Origin of the sequence: Lelliottia sp. WB101, from assembly GCF_003051885.1 — a bacterium.
GTDB classification, from domain to species: Bacteria; Pseudomonadota; Gammaproteobacteria; order Enterobacterales; family Enterobacteriaceae; genus Enterobacter; species Enterobacter nimipressuralis.
The window spans coordinates 1,572,012-1,593,796 of record NZ_CP028520.1 but is presented as its reverse complement, the minus strand read 5'-3'; the positions used below and the strand labels follow the sequence as shown (position 1 = coordinate 1,593,796).

The 21,785-nt window shown below is 54.9% G+C and carries 18 protein-coding genes and 1 other RNA gene; 8 read left to right on the top strand and 11 right to left on the bottom strand.

Annotated features, from left to right (window positions below; genetic code table 11):
- Positions 1 to 47: 47 nt before the first annotated feature.
- The 10 genes from pflB to DAI21_RS07575 all read right to left on the bottom strand — a co-directional run bounded on the left by pflB (position 48) and on the right by DAI21_RS07575 (position 12,349).
- Positions 48 to 2,342 carry a formate C-acetyltransferase gene (gene pflB / locus DAI21_RS07620; protein WP_107702784.1) on the bottom strand — a complete coding sequence of 765 codons (2,295 nt, stop codon included), beginning with the start codon at positions 2,340 to 2,342 and terminating at the stop codon, positions 48 to 50.
- Between the two features lie 15 nt (positions 2,343 to 2,357).
- A complete protein-coding gene (gene tdcD / locus DAI21_RS07615; protein WP_107702783.1) occupies positions 2,358 to 3,566 on the bottom strand; it encodes a propionate kinase in 1,209 nt (402 codons plus the stop codon).
- A gap of 30 nt (positions 3,567 to 3,596) precedes the next feature.
- The gene (tdcC, locus tag DAI21_RS07610; RefSeq protein ID WP_100778797.1) at positions 3,597 to 4,928 is read right to left on the bottom strand and encodes a threonine/serine transporter TdcC; all 1,332 of its coding nucleotides are present in this window, start codon (positions 4,926 to 4,928) and stop codon (positions 3,597 to 3,599) included.
- 13 nt (positions 4,929 to 4,941) lie between these two features.
- Entirely contained in the window at positions 4,942 to 5,931 is a 990-nt protein-coding gene (gene tdcB / locus DAI21_RS07605) for a bifunctional threonine ammonia-lyase/L-serine ammonia-lyase TdcB (RefSeq protein ID WP_107704226.1), read from the bottom strand.
- A gap of 96 nt (positions 5,932 to 6,027) precedes the next feature.
- Complete coding sequence (tdcA, locus tag DAI21_RS07600; protein ID WP_100780813.1) at positions 6,028 to 6,969, bottom strand: transcriptional regulator TdcA; 942 nt, start codon at positions 6,967 to 6,969, stop codon at positions 6,028 to 6,030.
- 664 nt (positions 6,970 to 7,633) lie between these two features.
- Positions 7,634 to 8,011, bottom strand: an RNA gene (gene rnpB, locus DAI21_RS07595) — RNase P RNA component class A.
- A 32-nt stretch (positions 8,012 to 8,043) separates the two neighbouring features.
- Complete coding sequence (gene garK / locus DAI21_RS07590) at positions 8,044 to 9,189, bottom strand: glycerate 2-kinase (RefSeq protein WP_100778796.1); 1,146 nt, start codon at positions 9,187 to 9,189, stop codon at positions 8,044 to 8,046.
- Positions 9,190 to 9,286: 97 nt separating this feature from the next.
- Complete coding sequence (gene garR, locus DAI21_RS07585) at positions 9,287 to 10,177, bottom strand: 2-hydroxy-3-oxopropionate reductase (protein ID WP_100778795.1); 891 nt, start codon at positions 10,175 to 10,177, stop codon at positions 9,287 to 9,289.
- 30 nt (positions 10,178 to 10,207) lie between these two features.
- Positions 10,208 to 10,978: a 2-dehydro-3-deoxyglucarate aldolase gene (gene garL / locus DAI21_RS07580; RefSeq protein WP_107702782.1), complete on the bottom strand. Its 771-nt coding sequence runs from the start codon at positions 10,976 to 10,978 to the stop codon at positions 10,208 to 10,210.
- Between the two features lie 36 nt (positions 10,979 to 11,014).
- Positions 11,015 to 12,349, bottom strand: coding sequence for an MFS transporter (locus tag DAI21_RS07575; RefSeq protein WP_100778793.1), 1,335 nt, complete (start codon positions 12,347 to 12,349; stop codon positions 11,015 to 11,017).
- Between the two features lie 413 nt (positions 12,350 to 12,762).
- Between DAI21_RS07575 and garD the strand changes: the two genes are divergently transcribed.
- Positions 12,763 to 14,334: a galactarate dehydratase gene (garD, locus tag DAI21_RS07570; RefSeq protein ID WP_102105464.1), complete on the top strand. Its 1,572-nt coding sequence runs from the start codon at positions 12,763 to 12,765 to the stop codon at positions 14,332 to 14,334.
- An 87-nt stretch (positions 14,335 to 14,421) separates the two neighbouring features.
- Here the strand turns inward: garD and DAI21_RS07565 are convergent, their stop codons facing one another.
- The gene (locus tag DAI21_RS07565) at positions 14,422 to 15,231 is read right to left on the bottom strand and encodes a DeoR family transcriptional regulator (RefSeq protein WP_100778785.1); all 810 of its coding nucleotides are present in this window, start codon (positions 15,229 to 15,231) and stop codon (positions 14,422 to 14,424) included.
- Positions 15,232 to 15,481: 250 nt separating this feature from the next.
- On the opposite strand from DAI21_RS07565, the gene kbaZ reads away from it, so the two are divergent.
- From kbaZ to kbaY, 7 genes are all read left to right on the top strand, one after another.
- Entirely contained in the window at positions 15,482 to 16,777 is a 1,296-nt protein-coding gene (gene kbaZ / locus DAI21_RS07555; protein WP_107702781.1) for a tagatose-bisphosphate aldolase subunit KbaZ, read from the top strand.
- 19 nt (positions 16,778 to 16,796) lie between these two features.
- The gene (agaV, locus tag DAI21_RS07550) at positions 16,797 to 17,270 is read left to right on the top strand and encodes a PTS N-acetylgalactosamine transporter subunit IIB (RefSeq protein ID WP_107702780.1); all 474 of its coding nucleotides are present in this window, start codon (positions 16,797 to 16,799) and stop codon (positions 17,268 to 17,270) included.
- A gap of 10 nt (positions 17,271 to 17,280) precedes the next feature.
- Positions 17,281 to 18,060 (top strand): PTS N-acetylgalactosamine transporter subunit IIC, encoded by a 780-nt coding sequence (agaW, locus tag DAI21_RS07545; RefSeq protein WP_100778782.1) that lies wholly within the window; start codon positions 17,281 to 17,283, stop codon positions 18,058 to 18,060.
- Positions 18,050 to 18,928 (top strand): PTS N-acetylgalactosamine transporter subunit IID, encoded by an 879-nt coding sequence (agaE, locus tag DAI21_RS07540; protein WP_100778781.1) that lies wholly within the window; start codon positions 18,050 to 18,052, stop codon positions 18,926 to 18,928. Before agaW ends, agaE begins: the two co-directional genes overlap by 11 nt.
- Positions 18,929 to 18,945: 17 nt before the next feature.
- A complete protein-coding gene (agaF, locus tag DAI21_RS07535; RefSeq protein ID WP_107702779.1) occupies positions 18,946 to 19,380 on the top strand; it encodes a PTS galactosamine/N-acetylgalactosamine transporter subunit IIA in 435 nt (144 codons plus the stop codon).
- A gap of 335 nt (positions 19,381 to 19,715) precedes the next feature.
- On the top strand, positions 19,716 to 20,873 hold the full coding sequence (locus DAI21_RS07530) for an SIS domain-containing protein (protein ID WP_107702778.1): 1,158 nt from the start codon (positions 19,716 to 19,718) through the stop codon (positions 20,871 to 20,873).
- The gene (gene kbaY / locus DAI21_RS07525) at positions 20,870 to 21,745 is read left to right on the top strand and encodes a tagatose-bisphosphate aldolase subunit KbaY (protein WP_107702777.1); all 876 of its coding nucleotides are present in this window, start codon (positions 20,870 to 20,872) and stop codon (positions 21,743 to 21,745) included. The genes DAI21_RS07530 and kbaY overlap by 4 nt, the downstream gene beginning before the upstream one ends.
- The last annotated feature ends 40 nt before the right edge of the window (positions 21,746 to 21,785 follow it).

Sequence of the window (21,785 nt, the reverse complement as noted above, 5' to 3'; positions counted from 1 at the left end):
CAAAAAAAAGCCCCCTTCAGCGAAGGGGCGTGTTCACGGGTGTTGGCTTAAATGGCCTGGGTAAAGGTTCGTGAAATAACGTCCTGCTGCTGCTCGCGCGTCAGAGCATTAAAGCGCACCGCATAGCCTGAAACGCGGATCGTCAGGTTCGGATAATTCTCCGGATGTTCAATGGCATCCATCAGCATTTCCCGGTTCATAACGTTGACGTTCAGATGCTGCCCGCCTTCGATGGCCGCCTCGTGGTGGAAATACCCGTCCAGCAGGCCGACAAGGTTGGTTTTACGTACCCCTTCGTCTTTGCCCAGCGCCTGCGGCACAATCGAGAAGGTGTAAGAGATCCCGTCCTTGGCGTAGGTGAACGGCAATTTCGCAACAGACGTTAACGACGCTACCGCCCCTTTGCGATCGCGTCCGTGCATCGGGTTCGCGCCCGGCGCAAACGGTGTGCCGCCGCGACGTCCGTCCGGGGTGTTACCCGTTTTCTGGCCATACACCACGTTTGAGGTAATGGTCAGAATCGACTGAGTCGGCACGGCGTTACGATAGGTTGGCAGCGCCTGAATTTTCTTCATAAAGCGCTCAACCAAATCGCAGGCGATGCTGTCCACACGATCGTCGTTATTACCGTACTGCGGATACTCCCCTTCAATCACGAAGTCGACGGCCAGGCCCGTATGGTCGCGCACCGGTTTCACCGTGGCGTACTTGATCGCCGCCAGGGAATCCGCTGCCACCGACAGGCCCGCAATCCCGCAGGCCATCGTACGATGCACGTCGCGGTCGTGCAGGGCCATCAGCGAAGCTTCATAGCTGTATTTGTCGTGCATAAAGTGAATAAGGTTCAGGGCGCTGATGTACTGCACCGCCAGCCAGTCCATAAAGTGGTCAAGGCTCGCCATCACGGTGTCGTAATCCAGCACGTCATCCAGCAGCGGCTCGGTTTTAGGTCCGACCTGGATTTTCAGCTTCTCATCCACCCCGCCGTTGATTGCGTACAGCAGCGTTTTGGCGAGGTTGGCGCGCGCACCGAAGAACTGCATCTGCTTGCCAATCACCATCGGGCTGACGCAACAGGCAATGGCGTAGTCATCGCTGTCGAAATCGGCGCGCATCAGATCGTCGTTCTCGTACTGCAACGAGGAGGTGGCGATCGACATCTGCGCGGCATATTTTTTGAAGGCAATCGGCAGCTGTTCTGACCACAGAATTGTCAGGTTTGGCTCCGGAGCAGGCCCCATGGTGTTCAGCGTGTGCAGATAGCGGAACGAGGATTTACTGACCAGCGTACGCCCATCCAGCCCCATCCCGCCGATCACCTCCGTGGCCCAGATCGGATCGCCCGAGAAGAGGGTGTCGAATTCCGGGGTACGCAGGAAGCGCACCATGCGGATCTTCATGATGAAATGGTCGATCAGCTCCTGAGCCTGTTGCTCATTCAGGCGCCCGGCCTTCATGTCACGTTCGATATAGATATCAAGGAAGGTCGCAGTGCGGCCCAAGGACATCGCCCCGCCGTTCTGCGATTTCACCGCCGCCAGATAGGCAAAGTAGAGCCACTGCACCGCTTCCTGAGCGTTCATGGCTGGACGTGAGATATCACACCCGTATTTCGCCGCCATCTCCTGGATTTGCAGCAGCGCGCGGCGGTGCTCAGACAACTCCTCGCGCAGGCGAATGGTCGCCTCCAGCTCTTCACCGCGCTCCATTTTCGGCTGCAGATCGGCAAACTGCAGTTCACGTTCGCGCACCAGATAGCTGATGCCGTACAGCGCCACGCGGCGATAGTCGCCAATAATGCGTCCGCGCCCGTATCCATCCGGCAGACCGGTAAGCACGCCGGATTTACGGCAACGCATCATCTCCGGCGAGTAGACGTCAAACACGCCCTGGTTATGGGTTTTACGCAGATGGGTGAACAGATACTCGAACTGCGGGTCCATCTCGCGTCCGTAGGCATCAAACGAGCTGCGGATCATGTTGATCCCGCCATACGGATGCAGGGCGCGTTTCAGCGGACGATCCGTTTGCAGGCCGACGATCGTTTCCAGCTCTTTCTCAATATAGCCCGGCCCGTGAGCGGTAATGGTGGTCGCGACGTTGGTGTCGAAATCAACGGGGGCGTGAGTAGCGTTCTCCTGACGAATCCCCTCCATTACCTTCTGCCACAGCGCCGTGGTGGCTGGCGTGGCAGGCGCTAAAAAGTGCTCATCGCCCTCGTACGGGGTGTAGTTTTGCTGGATGAAATCCCGCACATTAATGCTTTCCTGCCAGTCATTTCCGCAAAAGCCGGCCCACGCGTCGCTGTAGGGAGCGACACGAATATCGATATTTACCTTCATGAGTTTCTCTCTGTGTCAGGCGATTTCCGCAGCCAGACGGACCTTTCCAAGACGGAGGGCATCCAGTGCGATCATTTTTTCTTCGTTGGTTGGGATCACGGCGCACGGCACGCGGGAGGTGTCAGCGGAGATGATGCGTTCACCCTCGCTACCAGGCAGGGCATTTTTCTGCTCATCCAGCTCGATACCGAAAACCTTCAGGCGATCGGCCACCAGCTGGCGTATCAGTCTGGAGTTTTCACCAATTCCTCCCGTAAAGACCACGCCGTCCAGACGGTGCAGGGAGGCGGCGTGACCGGCGATATGGCGAGCGATGCGATGAACAAAAGTCTCAATCGCGAGGCGGGCGCGCTCGTGACCCTCGTGCCAGGCTTTTTCCAGCGTGCGTAAATCAGACGAGAGGCCGGAAAGCCCCAGCAATCCTGACTCTTTATTCACCACGCGCTCAAGATCCTCCAGCGTTTGCCCGGTTTGCTGTGCAATCCATGCCATCGCGCCAAAATCGACGTCGCCGCAGCGCGTCCCCATCACCAGCCCTTCCAGCGGCGTCATGCCCATGGAAGTGTCTACGCTGTGCCCGTTGCGGACCGCGCAAATGGACGCCCCGTTGCCCAGGTGTGCAATCACTAGCCCGCTATCGGCTTCGGCAATATTCAGCAGCGAATACGCCTGTTGCGAAACATAGCGATGCGATGTGCCGTGGAACCCGTAGCGGCGCACGCCCAGCTCTTCGAAGAAGCGGTATGGCAGGCCGTAAAGATAGGCCTGGGGCGCGAGCGTCTGGTGGAAGCTGGTATCAAATACCGCGACCTGCTGCACGCCGGGGAACAGCTGTTGAGCCGCTTCCACGCCGCTGAGATTGGCGTAGTTGTGCAGCGGGGCCAGAGGCGAAACCTGACGAATCTGATCGATGACCTTATCGGTGATCAGGGTGGACTCGCTGAACAGGCTGCCACCGTGAGCGATACGGTGGCCAATTAAGGCCACGCTGCTCATCAAATCGCGCTTTTCCAGCTCCAGGGCGATGGCAGCCAGCGCTCCTTCGTAGTCCTTGCGAGCCAGGGTGACTGGCTCGCTCCCGTTCACGGATATAAAGGCACTTTCAGTGTTCACGCCATCTGCAATGCCGGTCATCAGCGCGTCACAGCTCGCTGCGTCCAGCACCGAAAACTTCACAGATGACGATCCACAGTTAATGACCAATACAACCGGAAATTCATTCATGTCTTCACTCCGCTCATCCTGAGCTTTGAATCAGAAAAGTTTGTATACGATATTCAGAATGGTCAGCAGGCCAATCGCCGTCACAAAGATGTTCTCGGTTCTGCCTTTGTATTTCGCCAGCGCTGGCGTTTTGCGGATGGCATACATCGGCAGCAGGCACAGCAGAGAGGCGATAATCGGCGCACCCATCGCTTCAATCAGGTCCAGAATGTTCGGGTTGGCATACGCCACAACCCAGGTGGAGCCCATGATGAAGATCATGCTGATGGTGTTCAGTTTGCCGACGGAAACTTTCTTCTTATCGCCTTTGTAACCAAACTTCAGGACCAGTCCGTTCAGCCCTTCCAGCGTGCCCAGGTAGTGGCCGAAGAAGGATTTGAAAATGGCAACCAGAGCGATGATCGACGCGCCGTACTCCAGCACGGTGGCGAAGGTCGATTTGGTCCCGGAGAGCGAAGCAAAGTGGTTGGCCAGGTAAGAAAGCACCGGAATGTTCTGCGCTTTGGCTTCCGCCATGTTCTGCGGAGAGAGCGTGAACAGGCAGCTAAAGGCGAAGAACATCACCACCGCCACCATCAGCATGCTGGCGCGACCGATGATTTTGGAACATTTCTGCTCGGTGAACTCTTTACCGAATTCGCCTTCGTACTCTTCACGTTTCGACACTACGAATGAGGAGACAATTGGCGAGAAGTTGAAGGAGAAGACCATGATGGAAATCCCCAGCCAGACGGTGACCAGAATGCCATCGTGCCCGGTGAAGGAGATGTCGCTCAGGTTAACCTGGTCAATAACCGCCGAGTTCCAGTAAGGGATCAGGGACAGGGAGATCAGCACCAGGCTGGCGATGAACGGGAAGACCAGGAAGCTCATCACTTTCACCATCAGGTCTTTACCAAACCAGATAACGAATGCCATCAGCAGCAGCAGGAACAGGGCCACAAAGCCACGGTTCAGTGCGGGAAGCTGGAGCTGGTTTTCCCAGAAGGTCATAAAGGTGTTTGTAATGGTGACGCCGTAAATCCACAGCAGCGGGCAAATCGCAAAGAAGTAGAGGAAGGTGATCACCACCCCGCCAGTCTTACCAAAATGCTCTTCCACCGTCTCGGTAATGTTGCCGGACGGATTGCTGCCGGACAGGCACAGACGCGCCAGCGCGCGGTGGCAATAGAAGGCAATTGGGTAGGCCAGCAGCAGCATCAGCAGAATCGGTATCAGCCCGCCAAAGCCCGCGCGAATCGGGAAGAACAGCACGCCCGCGCCGATTGCCGTACCGAACAGCCCCAGTGTCCAGGTGGTATCTGATTTTCGCCAGGAAGACGTTTTTGTCTGACTGGCAATGATAGTTTCAGAGTTGCTCATAATTTATCCTTATTTATGCATCAACGAGGCCGGTAATTTGGGAAACGCGGGAAAGGTCGATATTGCCGCCGGAAATAATACTAACCGTTTTGCGCCCCTGAATATAACGATCCAGTTTTCCGCTTAATAATGCAGCCGTTGCCAGCGCGCCAGCGCCTTCTGTCACCACTTTATTTCGTTGGATCAGTGCGACCATGCTGTTACGAATATCGTCTTCGCTCACCAACACGATGTCGTCGACTAATTCACGAACAATTTCGAAGGTTAAATTACCTGGACGAGAAACATCGCAGCCGTCGGCTAATGTGCCGGTGGTACGGTGATTCATAATTTCCCCGGCGTAGTAAGACGCCGCCATACCGTGCACATTTTCAGACTGCACGCCGATAATATTAATGGTCGGGTTGATGGATTTAATGGCCGTGGCGATCCCGGCGATTAATCCGCCGCCGCCGATAGGGACAATCACGTTATCGACATCATATAAGTCTTCGAGAATTTCAAGACCAATGGTGCCTTGTCCGGCAATCACTTTTACGTCGTCATACGGCGGAATAAAGATGCGCCCTTCCTGCTCGACGATTTCGCTGACTTTGGCGATGGTGTCGTTAAAGTTCTCACCGTGCAGTACCACTTCAGCGGAGTAATCACGCGTGGCGGCCACTTTAGATTTTGGCGCGCCCATCGGCATGACAACTTTGCCGTCAATACCGAGCATGGCGCAGGAGAGCGACACACCCTGAGCATGGTTACCGGCGGAACACGCCACCACGCCTTTGCGGCGTTCAGCTTCGGTTAAGGAACTTAATTTGTTAAAAGCACCGCGAATTTTAAACGAACCGGTGCGCTGCATATTTTCAAACTTCAGGAAAATTTCGCCTTTGCAGCGCTCGCTCAGATAATTAGAACGCGGCATGCCGGTTTTATAAATTTTACCAGCCAGTCGTTTGCGGGCATCTTGTATTTCTTCAATCGTTACCGGAAGATCGTAAGTAATGTGCATATAATCCTCTTTATAATAATTCATATTCTGTAAGCAAAGTCTGGGTGTCAGCGAGGGAATTCCCTCACCGGGTGTTTTAAAATGGTACGTCTCAATTCATTGTTCAGTTATGGTGAGCTGTTTTCGCCTTTCACTGTTTTGCGCGGAATATTGCTTCGCCAACTCCACTAATACCGAAGCGGATTTTTTAATACGATAATTTTTTGACCAGACGGCGGCATAACGTGCAATGGGTAATTCATCTTCCACGGGCAGTACGACAAACTGGTCGGAACCGAATGGCGTAATCATGTCTCTCGGGATCACGGTGAGATAATCGGCGTTGAGAACCAGGTTATAGATGGTGACGACGGAATCGGTCTGGACGATGTTTTCGATGCTGATGTGGTTGTTCTGAAGAGTGGTTAATAATTCTTTGTAGTAGCCCATATCGGTTTGCGGCATCACCCACTGCTCGTTGGTGAGCGATGCCAGTGTCGTCGTTCCGGTGCACGTTCGCGTTTTACTGGCCACCAGCACAAATTCCGACTCAAACAGCGGCTCAACGTGCAGATCCTGCAACAGCATTTCATCGCTCAGGGTGCCGATGGCAAAATCCAGTCGCCCATCGCGGATGGCAGGCAGGAACGAGGAGAGCTGTGCTTCAAACATCGAGACTCGCGCTTTCGGGAACACTTCTTTGAATTTTTTGATCATGCTGGAGAGGAACGTAAAACCGATCAGCGATGGATAGCCGAACGAGACGTCGATGACGGTGCTGAAGCTCAGGTTGTTCATCTCACTGACCATATTCTTCATTTCGCGGGTGATGGACTCGGAGTACGCGAGCAACGTTTGCCCTGCGCTGGTCAGCTTCACGCCGGTGTTCTTGCGCACAATCAGTTCGACACCAAAGTAGGATTCGATATCGTTAATGATTTTGCTGACGGCCGGTTGAGTCAGGCCAAGTTGACGGGCGGCAGAACCAATAGATCCACTTTTAATGACTTCCTGAAATACAACTAAATGTTGTGTTTTCGGTAGAATAATAGTGCTCATCATATTCTGCTCTTATTTCCTTATCCGTGGCAGGATTCTACCCATTATTGATGACGAGGGTATGTGCTGTTACTCACAGATTACTTTTTCATACCAGTTACACCCTCACCAAAACACCAATTAACGCATATAAATCATAATGTTATCATTTACCTTATCAATAAAACGTCTGATATTGATCAATAAATCTCAGGGAGATAAATTAATTTTATGGCGATAACCACGATCTATTTATGGCAATAAACCAGAGGGAATAAAGGTGATATTTCAGGCAATTAAAGGCGAATAAATAGACGTTATTTGCTTTAAACATTTTTGTATATTATCAAATAAGTTAATAAATATTTGCCCGCAGGGGAAAAAGCGTCGAGGGCATCACACATTCACAGGGCAAATGTATTGAAAGGAAAGATTTCATTAATTTATACGCCATAAAGAAGACACATTTCAGCAACAGCAGTAACATCAAGTCAACACTGCGAAATGGCGATTTTTTAGCGCGTAATTTTGTGAATGCGATCTCTAATCTCGGTAAAAAAACATCATTCCACTCAAAAGCAGTGAAATGTGCTTATTGTCGCAAAAATGGGAAATCGTTCGGTTTCACGAAGGCGGTGGTGAGGAGCAAAAAGCAAAAACCCCGCCGAAGCGGGGTTTTCTTAATAGTTGAAGCTGACCGATAAGCCGGGTTCTGTCGTGGACAGTCATTCATCTAGGCCAGCAATCGCTCACTGGCTCAAGCAGCCTACCCGGGTTCAGTACGGGCCGTACCTTGTGAACCCCTATTTGGCCTTGCTCCGGGTGGAGTTTACCGTGCCACGGACTGTTGCCAGCCGCGCGGTGCGCTCTTACCGCACCCTTTCACCCTTACCTGATCCCGCTTGCGCGGGCCATCGGCGGTTTGCTCTCTGTTGCACTGGTCGTGGGTTTCCCCCCCAGGCGTTACCTGGCACCCTGCCCTATGGAGCCCGGACTTTCCTCCCCTCCGCCCGTCTCCCCCGAAAGGGGACGACGACGAAGCGGCGACTGTCTGGTCAGCTTCGGCGCGAAGTATAGAGGGTTTAGGCGCCGCTGTCACCCTTGCGTACGCATCCCCACCTGCAAAGTCGCTGCGATGTTGCGTGACGAGCGATAAATGTTGTCAAACGCCCCACGGAAGGCCTCTTCCAGCGAGCCAATGCTGTTCAGCACGCTGAACACCGCATCGATACCGTACTGATGTACCACACCGACGTCGCTGGTCAAACAGCCTGCAATGCCGATTACTGGTTTATGGTATTTTTTGGCGACGTTCGCCACGCCAACCGGCACTTTGCCGTGAATGCTCTGGCTGTCGAGCCGCCCTTCGCCGGTGAGCACCAGGGTGCAGTCGTGGATATGTTCTTCGAGGTTCAGCGCCTGGGTGACAATCTCAATCCCACTGCGCAACTCCGCGCCGAGAAACGCCATCAGCGCCGCGCCCATCCCCCCTGCCGCGCCGGAGCCAGGGACGTTTTTAACGTCAATCGACAGGGATTTCTTAATCACGTCAGCAAAATGGCTGAGATTGCGATCGAGTTCGACGATTTTCGCCTCATCGGCCCCTTTTTGCGGACCAAATATGCGTGATGCGCCATTCTCACCGATCAGCGGATTGGTGACGTCACAGGCCACGCGAATCGTGCAGCCCTTTAAGCGCGGATCCAGACCGGAAATATCGATACTGTTCAGCGCCATCAGGCTGCCGCCGCCGTAGCCGATCTCCGTGCCGTTGGCATCACACAGCTTCGCGCCCAGAGCCTGCACCATACCGGCACCTCCGTCGTTGGTCGCGCTGCCGCCAATGCCGATAATAATGTTGCGCGCGCCTTTATCCAGCGCATTCAGAATCAGTTCGCCCGTGCCGCGAGAAGTGGTAATCAGCGGGTTGCGCTGCGCCAGTGGCACCAGCGCCAGGCCGCTGGCTGCGGCCATTTCGATAATCGCCGTTGCGCCATCGCCGGACATACCCCAGCAGGCGTTCACTTTTTCGCCCAGTGGACCCGTGACAATGGCGTGTTGCTCAGTGCCCTGGGTGGCGGCAATCATCGCTTCGACCGTGCCTTCTCCGCCATCAGCGACCGGCACAGACACATACTGAGCATCAGGAAAAATTTCCCGAAAACCTTTTTCTATCGCCTGAGCTACCTCGGAGGCAGAAAGGCTTTCTTTATAAGAGTCAGGGGCGATTACGATTTTCATAGTTGTAGCCTGTTACTGCACAACGCCGGATGGCGTTTCACTTATCCGGCCTACAGGGTAGGCCCGGATCGCTGTGCGCTATCCGGGCAGAACGTCATTAGCGAGTGACTTCCACTTTCGCCAGTTTTTCGTAGTAGCAGGCAATGGCGCTATGGTCCGCCGTTCCCAGACCATCGGCGCGCAGGGCCTGCATCATCTCCATTACCGCTGCGGTCAGCGGCAGCTGTGCGCCGACGCCATGGGAGGTGTCCAGCGCGTTAGCCAGATCTTTAATGTGCAGATCAATGCGGAAGCCCGGCTTGAAGTTGCGATCCATCACCATCGGCGCTTTAGCATCCAGCACGGTGCTGCCCGCCAGACCGCCGCGAATGGCCTGATACACCAGATCCGGGTTCACGCCCGCTTTGGTCGCCAGCGTCAGCGCTTCAGACATCGCGGCAATATTCAGCGCAACGATCACCTGGTTCGCCAGCTTGGTGACGTTACCTGCACCGATTTCACCCGTATGTACAACGGAACCGGCCATCGCTTTCATCAGATCGTAATATTTGTCGAAAATCGCTTTATCGCCGCCCACCATCACCGACAGGGTGCCGTCGATGGCTTTTGGCTCGCCGCCGCTTACTGGCGCGTCCAGCATATCCACGCCTTTCGCTTTCAGCGCTTCGCTGATTTCGCGGCTTGCCAGCGGGGCGATAGAGCTCATGTCGATCAGTACCAGGCCCGGCTTCGCGCCTTCAATCAGGCCGTTTTCACCCAGCGCCACTTCTTGCACATGGGGTGAGTTCGGCAGCATGGTGATGACCACATCACACTGCTCGGCAATTGCTTTTGCCGTAAGGGCCGTTTCGGCACCGGCGGCAATCAGCTCCGCAATGACTTCTGGATTACGGTCAGAAACCACCAACGAGTAACCTGCTTTGATGAGGTTTTTACTCATTGGTTTACCCATGATACCCAGGCCAATAAAACCAACTTTCATTGTCATAACGTTCTCTCTCTCACGTGTCGATGGTGGTTATTTTTTAAAGGAATCAGCTAATTTCTGCGTTGCAGAGCGGAAGACGCCGAGGTCGCTGCCGACGGCCACAAAGGTGGCGCCCCACTCCAGATAACGGCGGGCATCGGCCTCGACCGGCGCCAGAATGCCGCACGGTTTGTTGTGTGCTTTCGCTCGAGCGAAAATGTGCTGAATGGCGCGCTGCACGTCCGGGTGGTTGGCGTTGCCGAGGTGGCCCAACGCCGCAGCCAGATCGCTTGGGCCGACAAAGATGCCGTCCACGCCATCGGTGGCAGCGATGGCATCCACATTGTCCACGCCATGCTGGCTCTCAATCTGAACCAGGATGGTGATGTTCTGGTTGGACTGCGCAAAGTAGTCCGGCACGGTGCCAAACATGTTGGCGCGATGGGAAACGGACACACCGCGAATGCCTTCCGGCGGATAGCGGGTCGACGCCACGGCCTGTACCGCCTCTTCCACATTTTCCACAAACGGGATCAGGAAGTTATAGAAGCCGATATCCAGCAGGCGCTTAATAATCACCGGTTCGTTGGTCGGTACACGCACCACCGGCGCGCTGTGGCTGCCCTTCAGCGCCATCAGCTGAGGAATAAAGGTGCTGATATCGTTCGGCGCATGTTCACCGTCGAGCACCAGCCAGTCAAAACCTGCCAGACCTAAAACCTCGGTGCTGATTGGGCTTGCCAGCGCAGACCAGCAGCCAATCTGAATCTCTTTCGCCGCCAGGGCCGCTTTAAACTTGTTCGGGAAAATATCGTTACTCATCGCTTTTACCTTCAATGATTCGTGATGTTGAGGCGCTTATTTCTGCAATTCCATACGTTTGATGTCACCCACTACGAACAGGTAGCAGAACATCGCCATCAGCGCAGAGCAGCCAACGAAGACCAGCGCCGCATTGAATGAATGCAGTTCACTCACCAGATAACCAATCACCAGCGGGGTGACAATCGACGCCACGTTACCGAAGACGTTGAACACGCCACCACACAGGCCCACAATCTCTTTTGGCGCAGTATCGGAAATCACCGGCCAGCCCAGCGCACCAAAGCCTTTTCCGAAGAATGCCAGCGCCATCAGCGCGACGACCAGCACCGTGTTATTGGTGTAGTTGCACAGGATAATGGAGGACGCCAGCAGCATACCGAGCACAATCGGCAGCTTACGCGCCAGGGTGATCGACTTGCCGGTTTTAATCAGATGATCCGAGAACACACCGCCCAGCACGCCACCTGCAAAACCACACAGCGCCGGGATGGAGGCCACGATGCCGACTTTCAGAATCGACATTCCTTTTTCCTGCACCAGATAAATCGGGAACCAGGTGAGGAAGAACCAGGTAATGGTGTTGATAAAGTATTGACCAAAAAATACGCCCAGCATCATGCGGTTGGTCAATAACTGTTTGATGTAATGCAGCTTTGGACCACTCGCCGCTTTATCGCCCGGCTTTTTATGATCCATATCGACCACCGCGCCACCGTCAGAGATAAACTTCAGCTCCTCGGCAGACATACGCGGGTGATCGGTTGGGTTATGAATGAACTTCACCCACATCGCCGTCAGGATGAAACCAATGACACCCATCACGGTGAAGACATGTTCCCAGCCCCACGCGAAGGTCAGCCAGCCGAGCAGCGGAGAGAAAAGAGCCAGCGAGAAATACTGCGCGGAGTTAAAAATCGCCGAGGCGGTGCCGCGCTCTTTGGTCGGGAACCAGGCCGCCACAATACGGGCGTTAGCCGGGAACGACGGTGCTTCGGAGAAACCGAGCATAAAGCGCATACAGAACATGGAGATACCGGCCCACGCCAGCGGGAAGAGATCGACAAAGCCCTGCAGGAAGGTAAACAGCGACCAGAAAAACAGGCTATAGGTGTAGACTTTTTTCGAGCCAAATTTGTCCAGCAGCCAGCCGCCGGGGATTTGCATCAGCAGATACGCCCAGCCAAACGCGGAGAAGATGTACCCCATGGATACGGCGCTGAGCTGCAGCTCTTTTGCCACTTCTGTCCCGGCAATCGACAGCGTGGCGCGGTCAGCGTAGTTCACTGCCGTCACAATAAATATAATCAGTAATATTAAATGGCGGGTATGAATACCCTTTTTCGTTTCTACAGCTGTTTCCAGTGACATGTTTATTTCCTCAGGCACATCGATCTTGGTATTTTTATTATTTTGGAAAAGTCTTTACTGATTATTTATCGATAGCAGGCAATATCCGTTAATTAACCAGATGCAATGAAATCGTGATTAAGTATAAACATCCGTCCGCCCCTGCACATTGTCGCATCGCTCAATTATCACCGTATTCGAGAACGTTATTTTGAGCATATGCACAAACGCATGGGCGCTGATGCACAGATTTACGCATTGCCTGCCAGCTGGCGCGGATACAGGTTTCGCGGAGTGATCTCGGTCACATTTTTATCTTTCGACTCCTGACATTCTTTATTCAAGAAGGCAGCGTCTTTATTTCTGACAATAAGAAAATAAACACTCTCTTAACTGCATTTAATATCTAAAGTTTTACTGGAGAATAATGAGCAATGGCCGACATCGAAATTCGACAAAAGTCGCCGACGGCGTTCTATATAAAGGTACACGACACGGATAACGTGGCGATTATTGTTAACGACAATGGCCTGAGAGCAGGAACACGCTTCCCCGATGGCCTTGAACTCATCGAACATATTCCCCAGGGCCATAAAGTCGCGCTGGTCGATATCCCTGCCCACGGCGAAATCGTCCGTTACGGGGAGATCATCGGCTACGCCGTGCGGGCGATTCCGCAGGGCAGCTGGATTGAGGAGTCACTCGTTGAGCTGCCGAAAGCCCCCCCGCTGAATACTCTGCCGCTGGCAACGCGCGTACCGGAACCGCTGCCGCCGCTGGAAGGGTACACCTTCGAAGGTTATCGCAACAAAGATGGCAGCGTTGGTACCAAAAACCTGCTCGGCATTACCACCAGCGTGCATTGCGTGGCGGGCGTGGTGGATTACGTGGTGAAAATCATCGAACGCGATCTGCTGCCGAAATACCCGAACGTCGACGGTGTGGTGGGTCTGAACCACCTGTACGGCTGCGGCGTGGCGATTAATGCCCCGGCCGCCGTGGTACCCATTCGCACCATCCATAATATCTCCCTCAACCCCAATTTTGGCGGCGAGGTAATGGTGATTGGCCTGGGCTGCGAAAAACTTCAGCCAGAGCGCCTGCTGCAAGGCACCGATGATGTCCAGGCGATTGCCGTGGATGACGCCAGCATTGTGCGTCTGCAGGATGAGCACCACGTCGGCTTTAAATCCATGGTCGACGATATTCTCCAGGTCGCTGTGCGTCACCTGGAAAAACTGAATAAACGCCAGCGCGAAACCTGCCCGGCGTCCGAACTGGTGGTGGGCACCCAGTGCGGCGGCAGCGATGCTTTCTCCGGTGTGACCGCCAACCCGGCGGTCGGCTATGCTTCCGACCTGTTTGTGCGCTGCGGCGCTACGGTCATGTTCTCGGAAGTGACCGAAGTGCGCGATGCGATCCACCTTCTCACCCCGCGCGCCATCAACGAAGAGGTGGGCAAGCGCCTGCTGGAAGAGATGGCCTGGTACGACAACTATCTCGATATGGGACAGACCGACCGCAGCGCAAACCCGTCGCCGGGTAACAAAAAAGGCGGGCTGGCGAACGTCGTCGAAAAAGCCCTTGGCTCGATTGCGAAATCCGGCCAGAGCGCCATCTCCGAAGTGCTTTCTCCGGGTCAGCGCCCGACCAAACGCGGCCTGATTTATGCCGCTACGCCTGCCAGCGATTTTGTCTGCGGCACGCAGCAGGTAGCATCGGGGATTACGGTGCAAGTGTTCACTACCGGGCGCGGCACGCCGTATGGACTGATGGCGGTTCCGGTGATCAAAATGGCGACCCGCACCGAGCTTGCAAACCGCTGGTATGACTTAATGGACATCAACGCCGGGACCATTGCGACGGGTGAGGAGACGATTGAGGACGTAGGCTGGAAGCTATTCCACTTTATTCTGGATGTCGCGAGTGGCCGTAAAAAAACCTTCTCCGACCAATGGGGATTACACAACCAGCTGGCGGTGTTTAACCCGGCTCCGGTGACCTGATGCCTGTGCCCGGTAGCGTTACGCTTACCGGGCACAAGGTTTCCATAGGCCGGGAAAGGCGCAACTGCCGCCCGGCCTGATTTGCGCTCACTCTTTAACCCGCACCACTTCAATCCCCGAACGCTGAAGCTCCTGTAAGCTCTCAGCCGGAATACCTTCGTCGGTGATGATCATATCGATACGCGGGGTATCGATGATTTTATGCAGGCTTGAGCGATTGAACTTGCTGGAATCGGTCACCACGATTATCCGCTCCGCCACTTCGCACATCTTACGGTTCAGCCGGGCTTCATCTTCATTGTGTGTACTGACGCCACGGTCCGTATCGATAGCATCCACCCCCAGGAACAGCAGATCGAAATGGTAGTTTTGCAGCGACTGCTCAGCCTGATCGCCGTAGAAAGACTGCGACTGACGACGAAGATGTCCGCCGGTCATCAGCAGCTCGACGCCTTCCGCTTCCAGCAGCGCATTCGCCACGTTCATGCCGTTGGTCATGGCGATCACGTCCGTATGTTGGCGTAACATGCGCGCAATTTCATAGGTCGTGGTGCCGGAGTCGAGAATGATGCGGTGACCTGGTTTGATCAGATTGGCTGCCGCCTGGGCGATGCTGCGTTTGACCGCCGTATTGAGTGAGCTTTTATCTTCGACGGAAGGCTCCAGCCCCGGCGTGTTGCCATCGCAGATCAGCGCGCCGCCGTAGGCACGAACGGCGATACCCTGTTTTTCCAGGAAAGCGAGATCGTTGCGGATCGTCACCGTTGATACGCCATACAGCAGCGAAAGATCGTTCACCTGCACGCTACCCTGCTGCCGCAACCTCTGGATAATTTGTTCACGCCTTTCGCTGGTGCCGGTCACACGTTTCTCCGTGGAGGATTCGGTGCTGCTCATGCGAGCTCCTTTAAGAAAATCTTTCGTTTCATTTCGTTTTATCTATTAACGCCTTTCTTTTAGGGGAATGCAAGCCCCATCCCGCTTCCGACAACCTATTCTCCCCGAGCTGAAACCTTTCATTATGTTTCTTTTGTGAAACAGATCGGAAAACTATTATCTTTCGTTTTATTTTTATAAGACCATAACGCAGTATAAAGTGAAATAAAACGAAAGATTAGCACTCAAACCATCCAACGTGGAGAGGAAAGTGAAACATCTTATTGAAATGGTGGAATTGCACAAAGCAGGCGCAGACAACGGAATTTACGCCGTCTGTTCCGCACATCCACTGGTACTTGAAGCCGCGATTCGCTTCGCTCGCGATCATCACACCGCCCTGCTGGTTGAGGCCACTTCCAACCAGGTGGATCAGTTCGGCGGCTACACGGGTATGACACCCGCCGATTTTCACGCTTTTGTCAGCCAGCTTGCCAGCGGGCTGAATTTCCCCCTGTCGCAGCTGATTTTAGGCGGCGATCATCTCGGCCCTAATCGCTGGCAAAACCTCACCGCCAGTGAAGCGATGGCCAACGCCGACGATCTGATCAAAAGCTACGTGGCCGCCGGGTTCACAAAGATCCACCTCGATTGCAGCATGTCATGCGAGGACGATCCGGTGCCGCTCACGGACGCCATCGTCGCCGAGCGCGCCGCACGGCTGGCGAAGATCGCCGAGCAGACCTGCCGCGAGCGCTTTGGTGAATCAGACCTGGTGTACGTGATTGGCACGGAAGTGCCGGTTCCCGGCGGTGCTCACGAGACGCTAACCGAACTGGAAGTGACCACACCACAGGCCGCTCGTGCCACGCTGGAAGCCCATCGACACGCCTTTGAAAAACAGGGGCTGAGCGCAGTCTGGCCACGCATTATCGGGCTGGTGGTGCAGCCTGGCGTTGAGTTCGACCATACCCATGTGATCGACTATCGCCCGGAAAACGCCGTTGCGCTCAGTGAAATGGCAACATCCTGGGATTCACTGGTCTTTGAAGCGCACTCCACCGACTACCAGACGCCACAGGCGCTGCGTCAGCTGGTAAAGGATCACTTCGCGATTTTGAAAGTCGGCCCGGCTCTCACCTTCGCCCTGCGCGAAGCGCTGTTCTCACTCGCCGCTATTGAAGAAGAGCTGCTGCCGGCCAAAGCCAGCTCGGGCCTGCGTCAGGTGCTTGAAAGCGTGATGCTCGACCGCCCGGAATACTGGCAAAGCCACTACCACGGCGACGGCAACGCTCGTCGGCTGGCGCGCGGCTACAGCTATTCGGATCGCGTTCGCTACTACTGGCCGGACAGTCAGATCGACGACGCCTTCGAACGGCTGGTGCGCAATCTGGCGGATGAGCCGATTCCCCTTCCGCTCGTGAGCCAGTACCTGCCGCTGCAATATCGAAAAGTTCGCGAGGAGGCTCTCAAGGTGACGCCACGGGAACTCATTATCGACCACATTCAGGACATACTGCGCCAGTATCACGCAGCCTGTCAGGGCGCGTCGTCCCACAACGCATAACAACGAAGAGGATAATGCCATGCCAAACATTGTCTTATGCCGCATCGATGAACGTTTAATCCACGGCCAGGTCGGCGTTCAGTGGGTAGGGTTCGCAGGCGCGAATCTGGTGCTGGTTGCTAATGATGACGTCGCTGAGGATTCGGTCCAGCAAAACCTGATGGAAATGGTGCTGGCGGAGGGGATCGCGGTGCGTTTCTGGTCCCTGCAAAAAGTGATCGACAACATTCATCGCGCCGCCGACCGGCAGAAAATCCTGCTGGTCTGCAAGTCACCGGCCGATTTCCTGACCCTCGTTGAGGGCGGTGTTCCCGTGAAACGTATCAATGTAGGAAACATGCACTACGCCAATGGCAAACAACAAATTGCCAAAACGGTCTCTGTCGACGCCGGTGATATTGCGGCATTTAGCGGCCTTAAAGCCGCCGGGGTGGAATGCTTCGTGCAAGGCGTCCCGACAGAACCCGCTTTGGATCTCTTTAAACTACTCTGAGGGATTCACAATGGAAATCAGTCTGTTGCAGGCATTTGCGTTGGGCATTCTCGCCTTTATCGCGGGCCTGGATATGTTCAACGGCTTAACGCATATGCACCGCCCGGTGGTGCTTGGGCCGCTGGTGGGCCTGATTCTGGGCGATCTGCATACGGGTATTCTGACCGGCGGGACGCTGGAATTAGTGTGGATGGGGCTGGCACCGCTGGCGGGCGCGCAGCCGCCGAACGTCATTATCGGTACTATTGTCGGGACGACGTTCGCCATCACCACGGGCGTAAAACCGGAAGTCGCGGTGGGTGTGGCGGTGCCGTTCGCTGTTGCGGTTCAGATGGGGATTACTTTCCTGTTCTCGGTCATGTCCGGCGTGATGGCGCGCTGCGACCGGATGGCGGCGAACGCCGACACCAACGGGATCGAGCGGGTGAACTATCTCGCACTCCTGGCACTGGGGATCTTCTATTTTCTTTGCGCATTCCTGCCGATTTACTTCGGGGCAGAGCACGCGAAAACGGCCATTGATGTTCTGCCTGCCCGTCTGATTGACGGTCTCGGCGTGGCAGGTGGCATCATGCCTGCGATTGGTTTTGCCGTGCTGCTGAAAATCATGATGAAAAACGTCTACATCCCCTATTTCATCCTCGGTTTTGTCGCCGCCGCCTGGCTCAAACTGCCGGTGCTGGCCATTGCTGCGGCAGCGCTGGCGATGGCGCTGATCGATTTTCTGCGTAAATCACCTGAACCGGCCGCGCCGGTCGCCCAGAAAGAGGAATTCGAAGATGGCATCTAATCAAACCACCCTGCCGACCGTCTCCGAAACCGACGAGACGCTTCTGTCCGGCGTGAACGAAAATATCTATGAAGATCAGACTATCGGCGCGGAGTTGACAAAAAAGGATATCAACCGTGTGGCCTGGCGTTCGATGCTGCTGCAGGCATCGTTCAACTACGAGCGTATGCAGGCCTCAGGCTGGCTGTACGGCCTGCTTCCGGCGCTGAAAAAAATCCACAGCAACAAACGCGATCTGGCGCGCGCCATGAAGGGCCACATGGGGTTCTTCAACACCCATCCGTTCCTGGTAACCTTTGTGATCGGCATTATTCTCGCGATGGAGCGCTCGAAGCAGGATGTGAACAGCATTCAGAGCACCAAGATTGCGGTGGGCGCGCCGCTCGGCGGGATTGGTGATGCCATGTTCTGGCTGACGCTGCTGCCGATTTGCGGCGGTATCGGCGCCAGTCTTGCGCTGCAAGGCTCAATTCTTGGCGCAGTCGTGTTTATTGTGATGTTCAACGTGGTACACCTGGGTCTGCGTTTTGGTCTGGCACACTATGCTTATCGTATGGGCGTTGCCGCCATTCCACTGATTAAGGCCAACACCAAAAAGGTCGGCCACGCGGCTTCCATCGTCGGGATGACCGTAATTGGTGCGCTGGTTGCCACCTATGTGCGCCTGAATACCACGCTTGAGATCACCGCAGGGGACGCGGTGGTGAAACTGCAAACCGACGTGATCGACAAGCTGATGCCTGCGTTTCTGCCGCTGGTCTACACCCTGACCATGTTCTGGCTGGTCCGCCGTGGCTGGAGCCCGTTACGCCTCATCGGCATTACGGTGGTGCTTGGCGTGGTAGGTAAATTCTGTCACTTCCTGTGAATACAAAGAGGTCTTAGATGTTAAGCATTATTTTGACGGGCCACGGTGGGTTTGCCAGCGGGCTGGAAAAAGCGATGAAGCAGATCCTCGGTGAGCAGGAGCAGTTTGTCGCCATCGACTTTCCCGAAACGTCCACCACTGCCCTGCTGACCTCGCAGCTGGAACGGGCGATCGCCGATTTGGGTGATACAGAAGATATTGTCTTTCTGACCGATCTGCTGGGCGGTACGCCTTTCCGCGTGGCCTCTACCATGGCGATGGAAAAGCCGGGCTGGGAAGTGATCACTGGCACTAATTTGCAGCTGCTGCTGGAGATGGTGATGGAGCGCGACGGCCTGAGCAGCGAAGCCTTTCGCTTACAGGCGCTGGAGTGCGGGCATCGCGGCCTGACGAGTCTGGTGGATGAGCTGGGGCGCTGTCGGGATGAAAATCCCGTTGAGGAAGGGATCTAACGCCAACTTTTTCATTTCATTCAGGGCAGGCTCTCCCCCTTAGCCCTTTCATTGTGTATCGCCTTGGCCTTCGGTGTAGATCCAGAAGGCCTTTCTTTTCCTTTCGTCGCCATAACGACCAGATCATTTAATTTTAAAATATTTCTTATTTATCAATATGATGATTGAAATTGTGTGTCTCTTTGATCACACTTTTCGTTTTATTTCTTTTTGTTTGTTGATCTTTCGTTTTCCTTTCGATAGATTTTAATCAATCGAACAAGTGAAACGAAACGAAAGGCAAAAGTGACTGCACTGGCGTCTGACGCGGGTTTCACCTTACTAAGGACTGCGTTATGTCAGAAAGCCAAACCGCCACCGGCACCTGGACGGAAAAAGAGATCCGTCAGCAACCCGACTGCTGGAGCCGTTCCCTTAAAAATATCGCCAATATCCGACAGACTCTCGATCGCTTCCTCTCTCCGTTGCTGCAAAAAGACGATCTGCGGATCGTTCTGACGGGGGCGGGAACATCCGCATTTATCGGCGACATTATCGCCCCGTGGCTTTCACGCCACACCGGGAAAAATTTTACGGCGATTCCCACCACCGATCTGGTGACGAATCCCATGGATTATCTGAATCCTGCGCATACTTTACTGCTGGTCTCGTTCGCCCGTTCCGGCAACAGCCCGGAAAGCGTGGCCGCCGTCGAGCTGGCAAATCAGTTCGTCCCTGCGTGCTATCACCTGACGATCACCTGCAACGAAGCCGGTAGCCTGTACCAAACCGCCGTCGCCAGCGACAACGCCTTTGCCCTGCTGATGCCTGCTGAAACGCACGATCGCGGATTCGCCATGACCAGCAGCATCACCACCATGATGGCGAGCTGCCTCGCGGTGTTTGCACCGGATACGATCAACAGTTACACCTTCCAGGACGTGGCGGATCGCTGCCAGTCGATCCTCACTTCGCTCACAGATTTCAGTCACGGCGTGTTCGGTGATAAGCCCTGGAAGCGCATCGTCTATCTCGGCAGCGGCGGATTACAGGCGGCGGCTCGGGAATCGGCGCTCAAAGTGCTGGAGCTTACCGCCGGGAAAGTGGTCGCGTTTTACGACTCCCCGACCGGGTTCCGTCACGGCCCGAAATCGCTGGTCGATAACGAAACGCTGGTGGTGGTGTTTATCTCCAGCCATCCGTATACGCGCCAGTACGATCTTGATCTGCTGGAAGAACTGCGCCGCGACGGCCAGGCAATGCATGTGGTCGCCATCGCCGCCGATCGCGATCCGGTGATCGACGCTGGCCCTCATATTTTGCTGCCCGCCTCGCGTGACTTTATCGACGTGGAACTGGCCTTTTGTTTCCTGATCTACGCCCAGGTCTTTGCCCTGACCCAGTCGATTAGCGTCGGCAATACCCCGGACACCCCATCCGCCAGCGGTACCGTCAACCGCGTAGTGCAAGGCGTTGTGATTCACCCGTGGTCAGCCCCAAGGAGCGCATCATGAGCATTATCTCCACCAAATATCTTCTTCAGGATGCCCAGGCAAAAGGGTATGCCGTGCCTGCGTTTAACATCCATAACGCCGAGACGATCCAGGCGATCCTCGAAGTGTGCAGCGAAATGCGATCGCCGGTGATCCTCGCCGGAACGCCCGGCACTTATAAACATATCGCCTTCGAAGAGATCTACGCCCTGTGCAGCGCCTACTCCATCAGCTACGACATGCCGCTGGCACTGCATCTCGATCACCACGAATCACTGGATGATATTCGTCGCAAGGTCAATGCGGGCGTGCGCAGCGCGATGATTGACGGCAGTCATTACCCGTTTGAGCAGAACGTGAAGCTAGTGAAATCGGTGGTGGATTTCTGCCATCTGAATGATTGCAGCGTCGAGGCGGAACTGGGACGGCTGGGCGGTATGGAAGACGACATGAGCGTGGACGCAGAGAGCGCATTTCTGACGGACCCGCAGGAAGCGAAACGCTTTGTCGAACTGACCGGCGTCGACAGCCTCGCAGTAGCGATCGGCACGGCGCATGGGCTGTACACCAAAACGCCGAAAATTGATTTCAAACGCCTCGGTGAAATTCGCGACGTGGTGGATATTCCGCTGGTGCTGCACGGTGCGAGCGATGTGCCGGATGAATATGTGCGTCGCACTATTGAGCTTGGGGTATGCAAAGTGAATGTGGCGACGGAACTGAAAATCGCGTTTTCCGCGGCGGTCAAAGAGTGGTTTCGCGAAAATCCGCAGGGTAACGATCCGCGTTACTACATGCGAGTGGGTATGGACGCCATGAAAGAGGTGGTAAAAAACAAAATAAACGTCTGCGGATCGGCCAACAGGCTGGTGCTCGATTCCGTCACCGTTTGATAAAGACAACAACACTCACAACTCAACATCGGCAGGAAGG

Coding starts and splice junctions, on each gene's coding strand:
- agaW (WP_100778782.1), top strand. CDS start 17,281: ATGGAAATCAGTCTGTTGCAGGCATTTGCGTTGGGCATTCTCGCCTTT.
- pflB (WP_107702784.1), bottom strand. CDS start 2,342: ATGAAGGTAAATATCGATATTCGTGTCGCTCCCTACAGCGACGCGTGG.
- agaV (WP_107702780.1), top strand. CDS start 16,797: ATGCCAAACATTGTCTTATGCCGCATCGATGAACGTTTAATCCACGGC.
- garD (WP_102105464.1), top strand. CDS start 12,763: ATGGCCGACATCGAAATTCGACAAAAGTCGCCGACGGCGTTCTATATA.
- kbaY (WP_107702777.1), top strand. CDS start 20,870: ATGAGCATTATCTCCACCAAATATCTTCTTCAGGATGCCCAGGCAAAA.
- tdcB (WP_107704226.1), bottom strand. CDS start 5,931: ATGCACATTACTTACGATCTTCCGGTAACGATTGAAGAAATACAAGAT.
- tdcD (WP_107702783.1), bottom strand. CDS start 3,566: ATGAATGAATTTCCGGTTGTATTGGTCATTAACTGTGGATCGTCATCT.
- DAI21_RS07530 (WP_107702778.1), top strand. CDS start 19,716: ATGTCAGAAAGCCAAACCGCCACCGGCACCTGGACGGAAAAAGAGATC.
- garL (WP_107702782.1), bottom strand. CDS start 10,978: ATGAGTAACGATATTTTCCCGAACAAGTTTAAAGCGGCCCTGGCGGCG.
- DAI21_RS07575 (WP_100778793.1), bottom strand. CDS start 12,349: ATGTCACTGGAAACAGCTGTAGAAACGAAAAAGGGTATTCATACCCGC.
- garR (WP_100778795.1), bottom strand. CDS start 10,177: ATGACAATGAAAGTTGGTTTTATTGGCCTGGGTATCATGGGTAAACCA.
- tdcC (WP_100778797.1), bottom strand. CDS start 4,928: ATGAGCAACTCTGAAACTATCATTGCCAGTCAGACAAAAACGTCTTCC.
- garK (WP_100778796.1), bottom strand. CDS start 9,189: ATGAAAATCGTAATCGCCCCTGACTCTTATAAAGAAAGCCTTTCTGCC.
- DAI21_RS07565 (WP_100778785.1), bottom strand. CDS start 15,231: ATGAGCAGCACCGAATCCTCCACGGAGAAACGTGTGACCGGCACCAGC.
- tdcA (WP_100780813.1), bottom strand. CDS start 6,969: ATGAGCACTATTATTCTACCGAAAACACAACATTTAGTTGTATTTCAG.
- agaF (WP_107702779.1), top strand. CDS start 18,946: ATGTTAAGCATTATTTTGACGGGCCACGGTGGGTTTGCCAGCGGGCTG.
- agaE (WP_100778781.1), top strand. CDS start 18,050: ATGGCATCTAATCAAACCACCCTGCCGACCGTCTCCGAAACCGACGAG.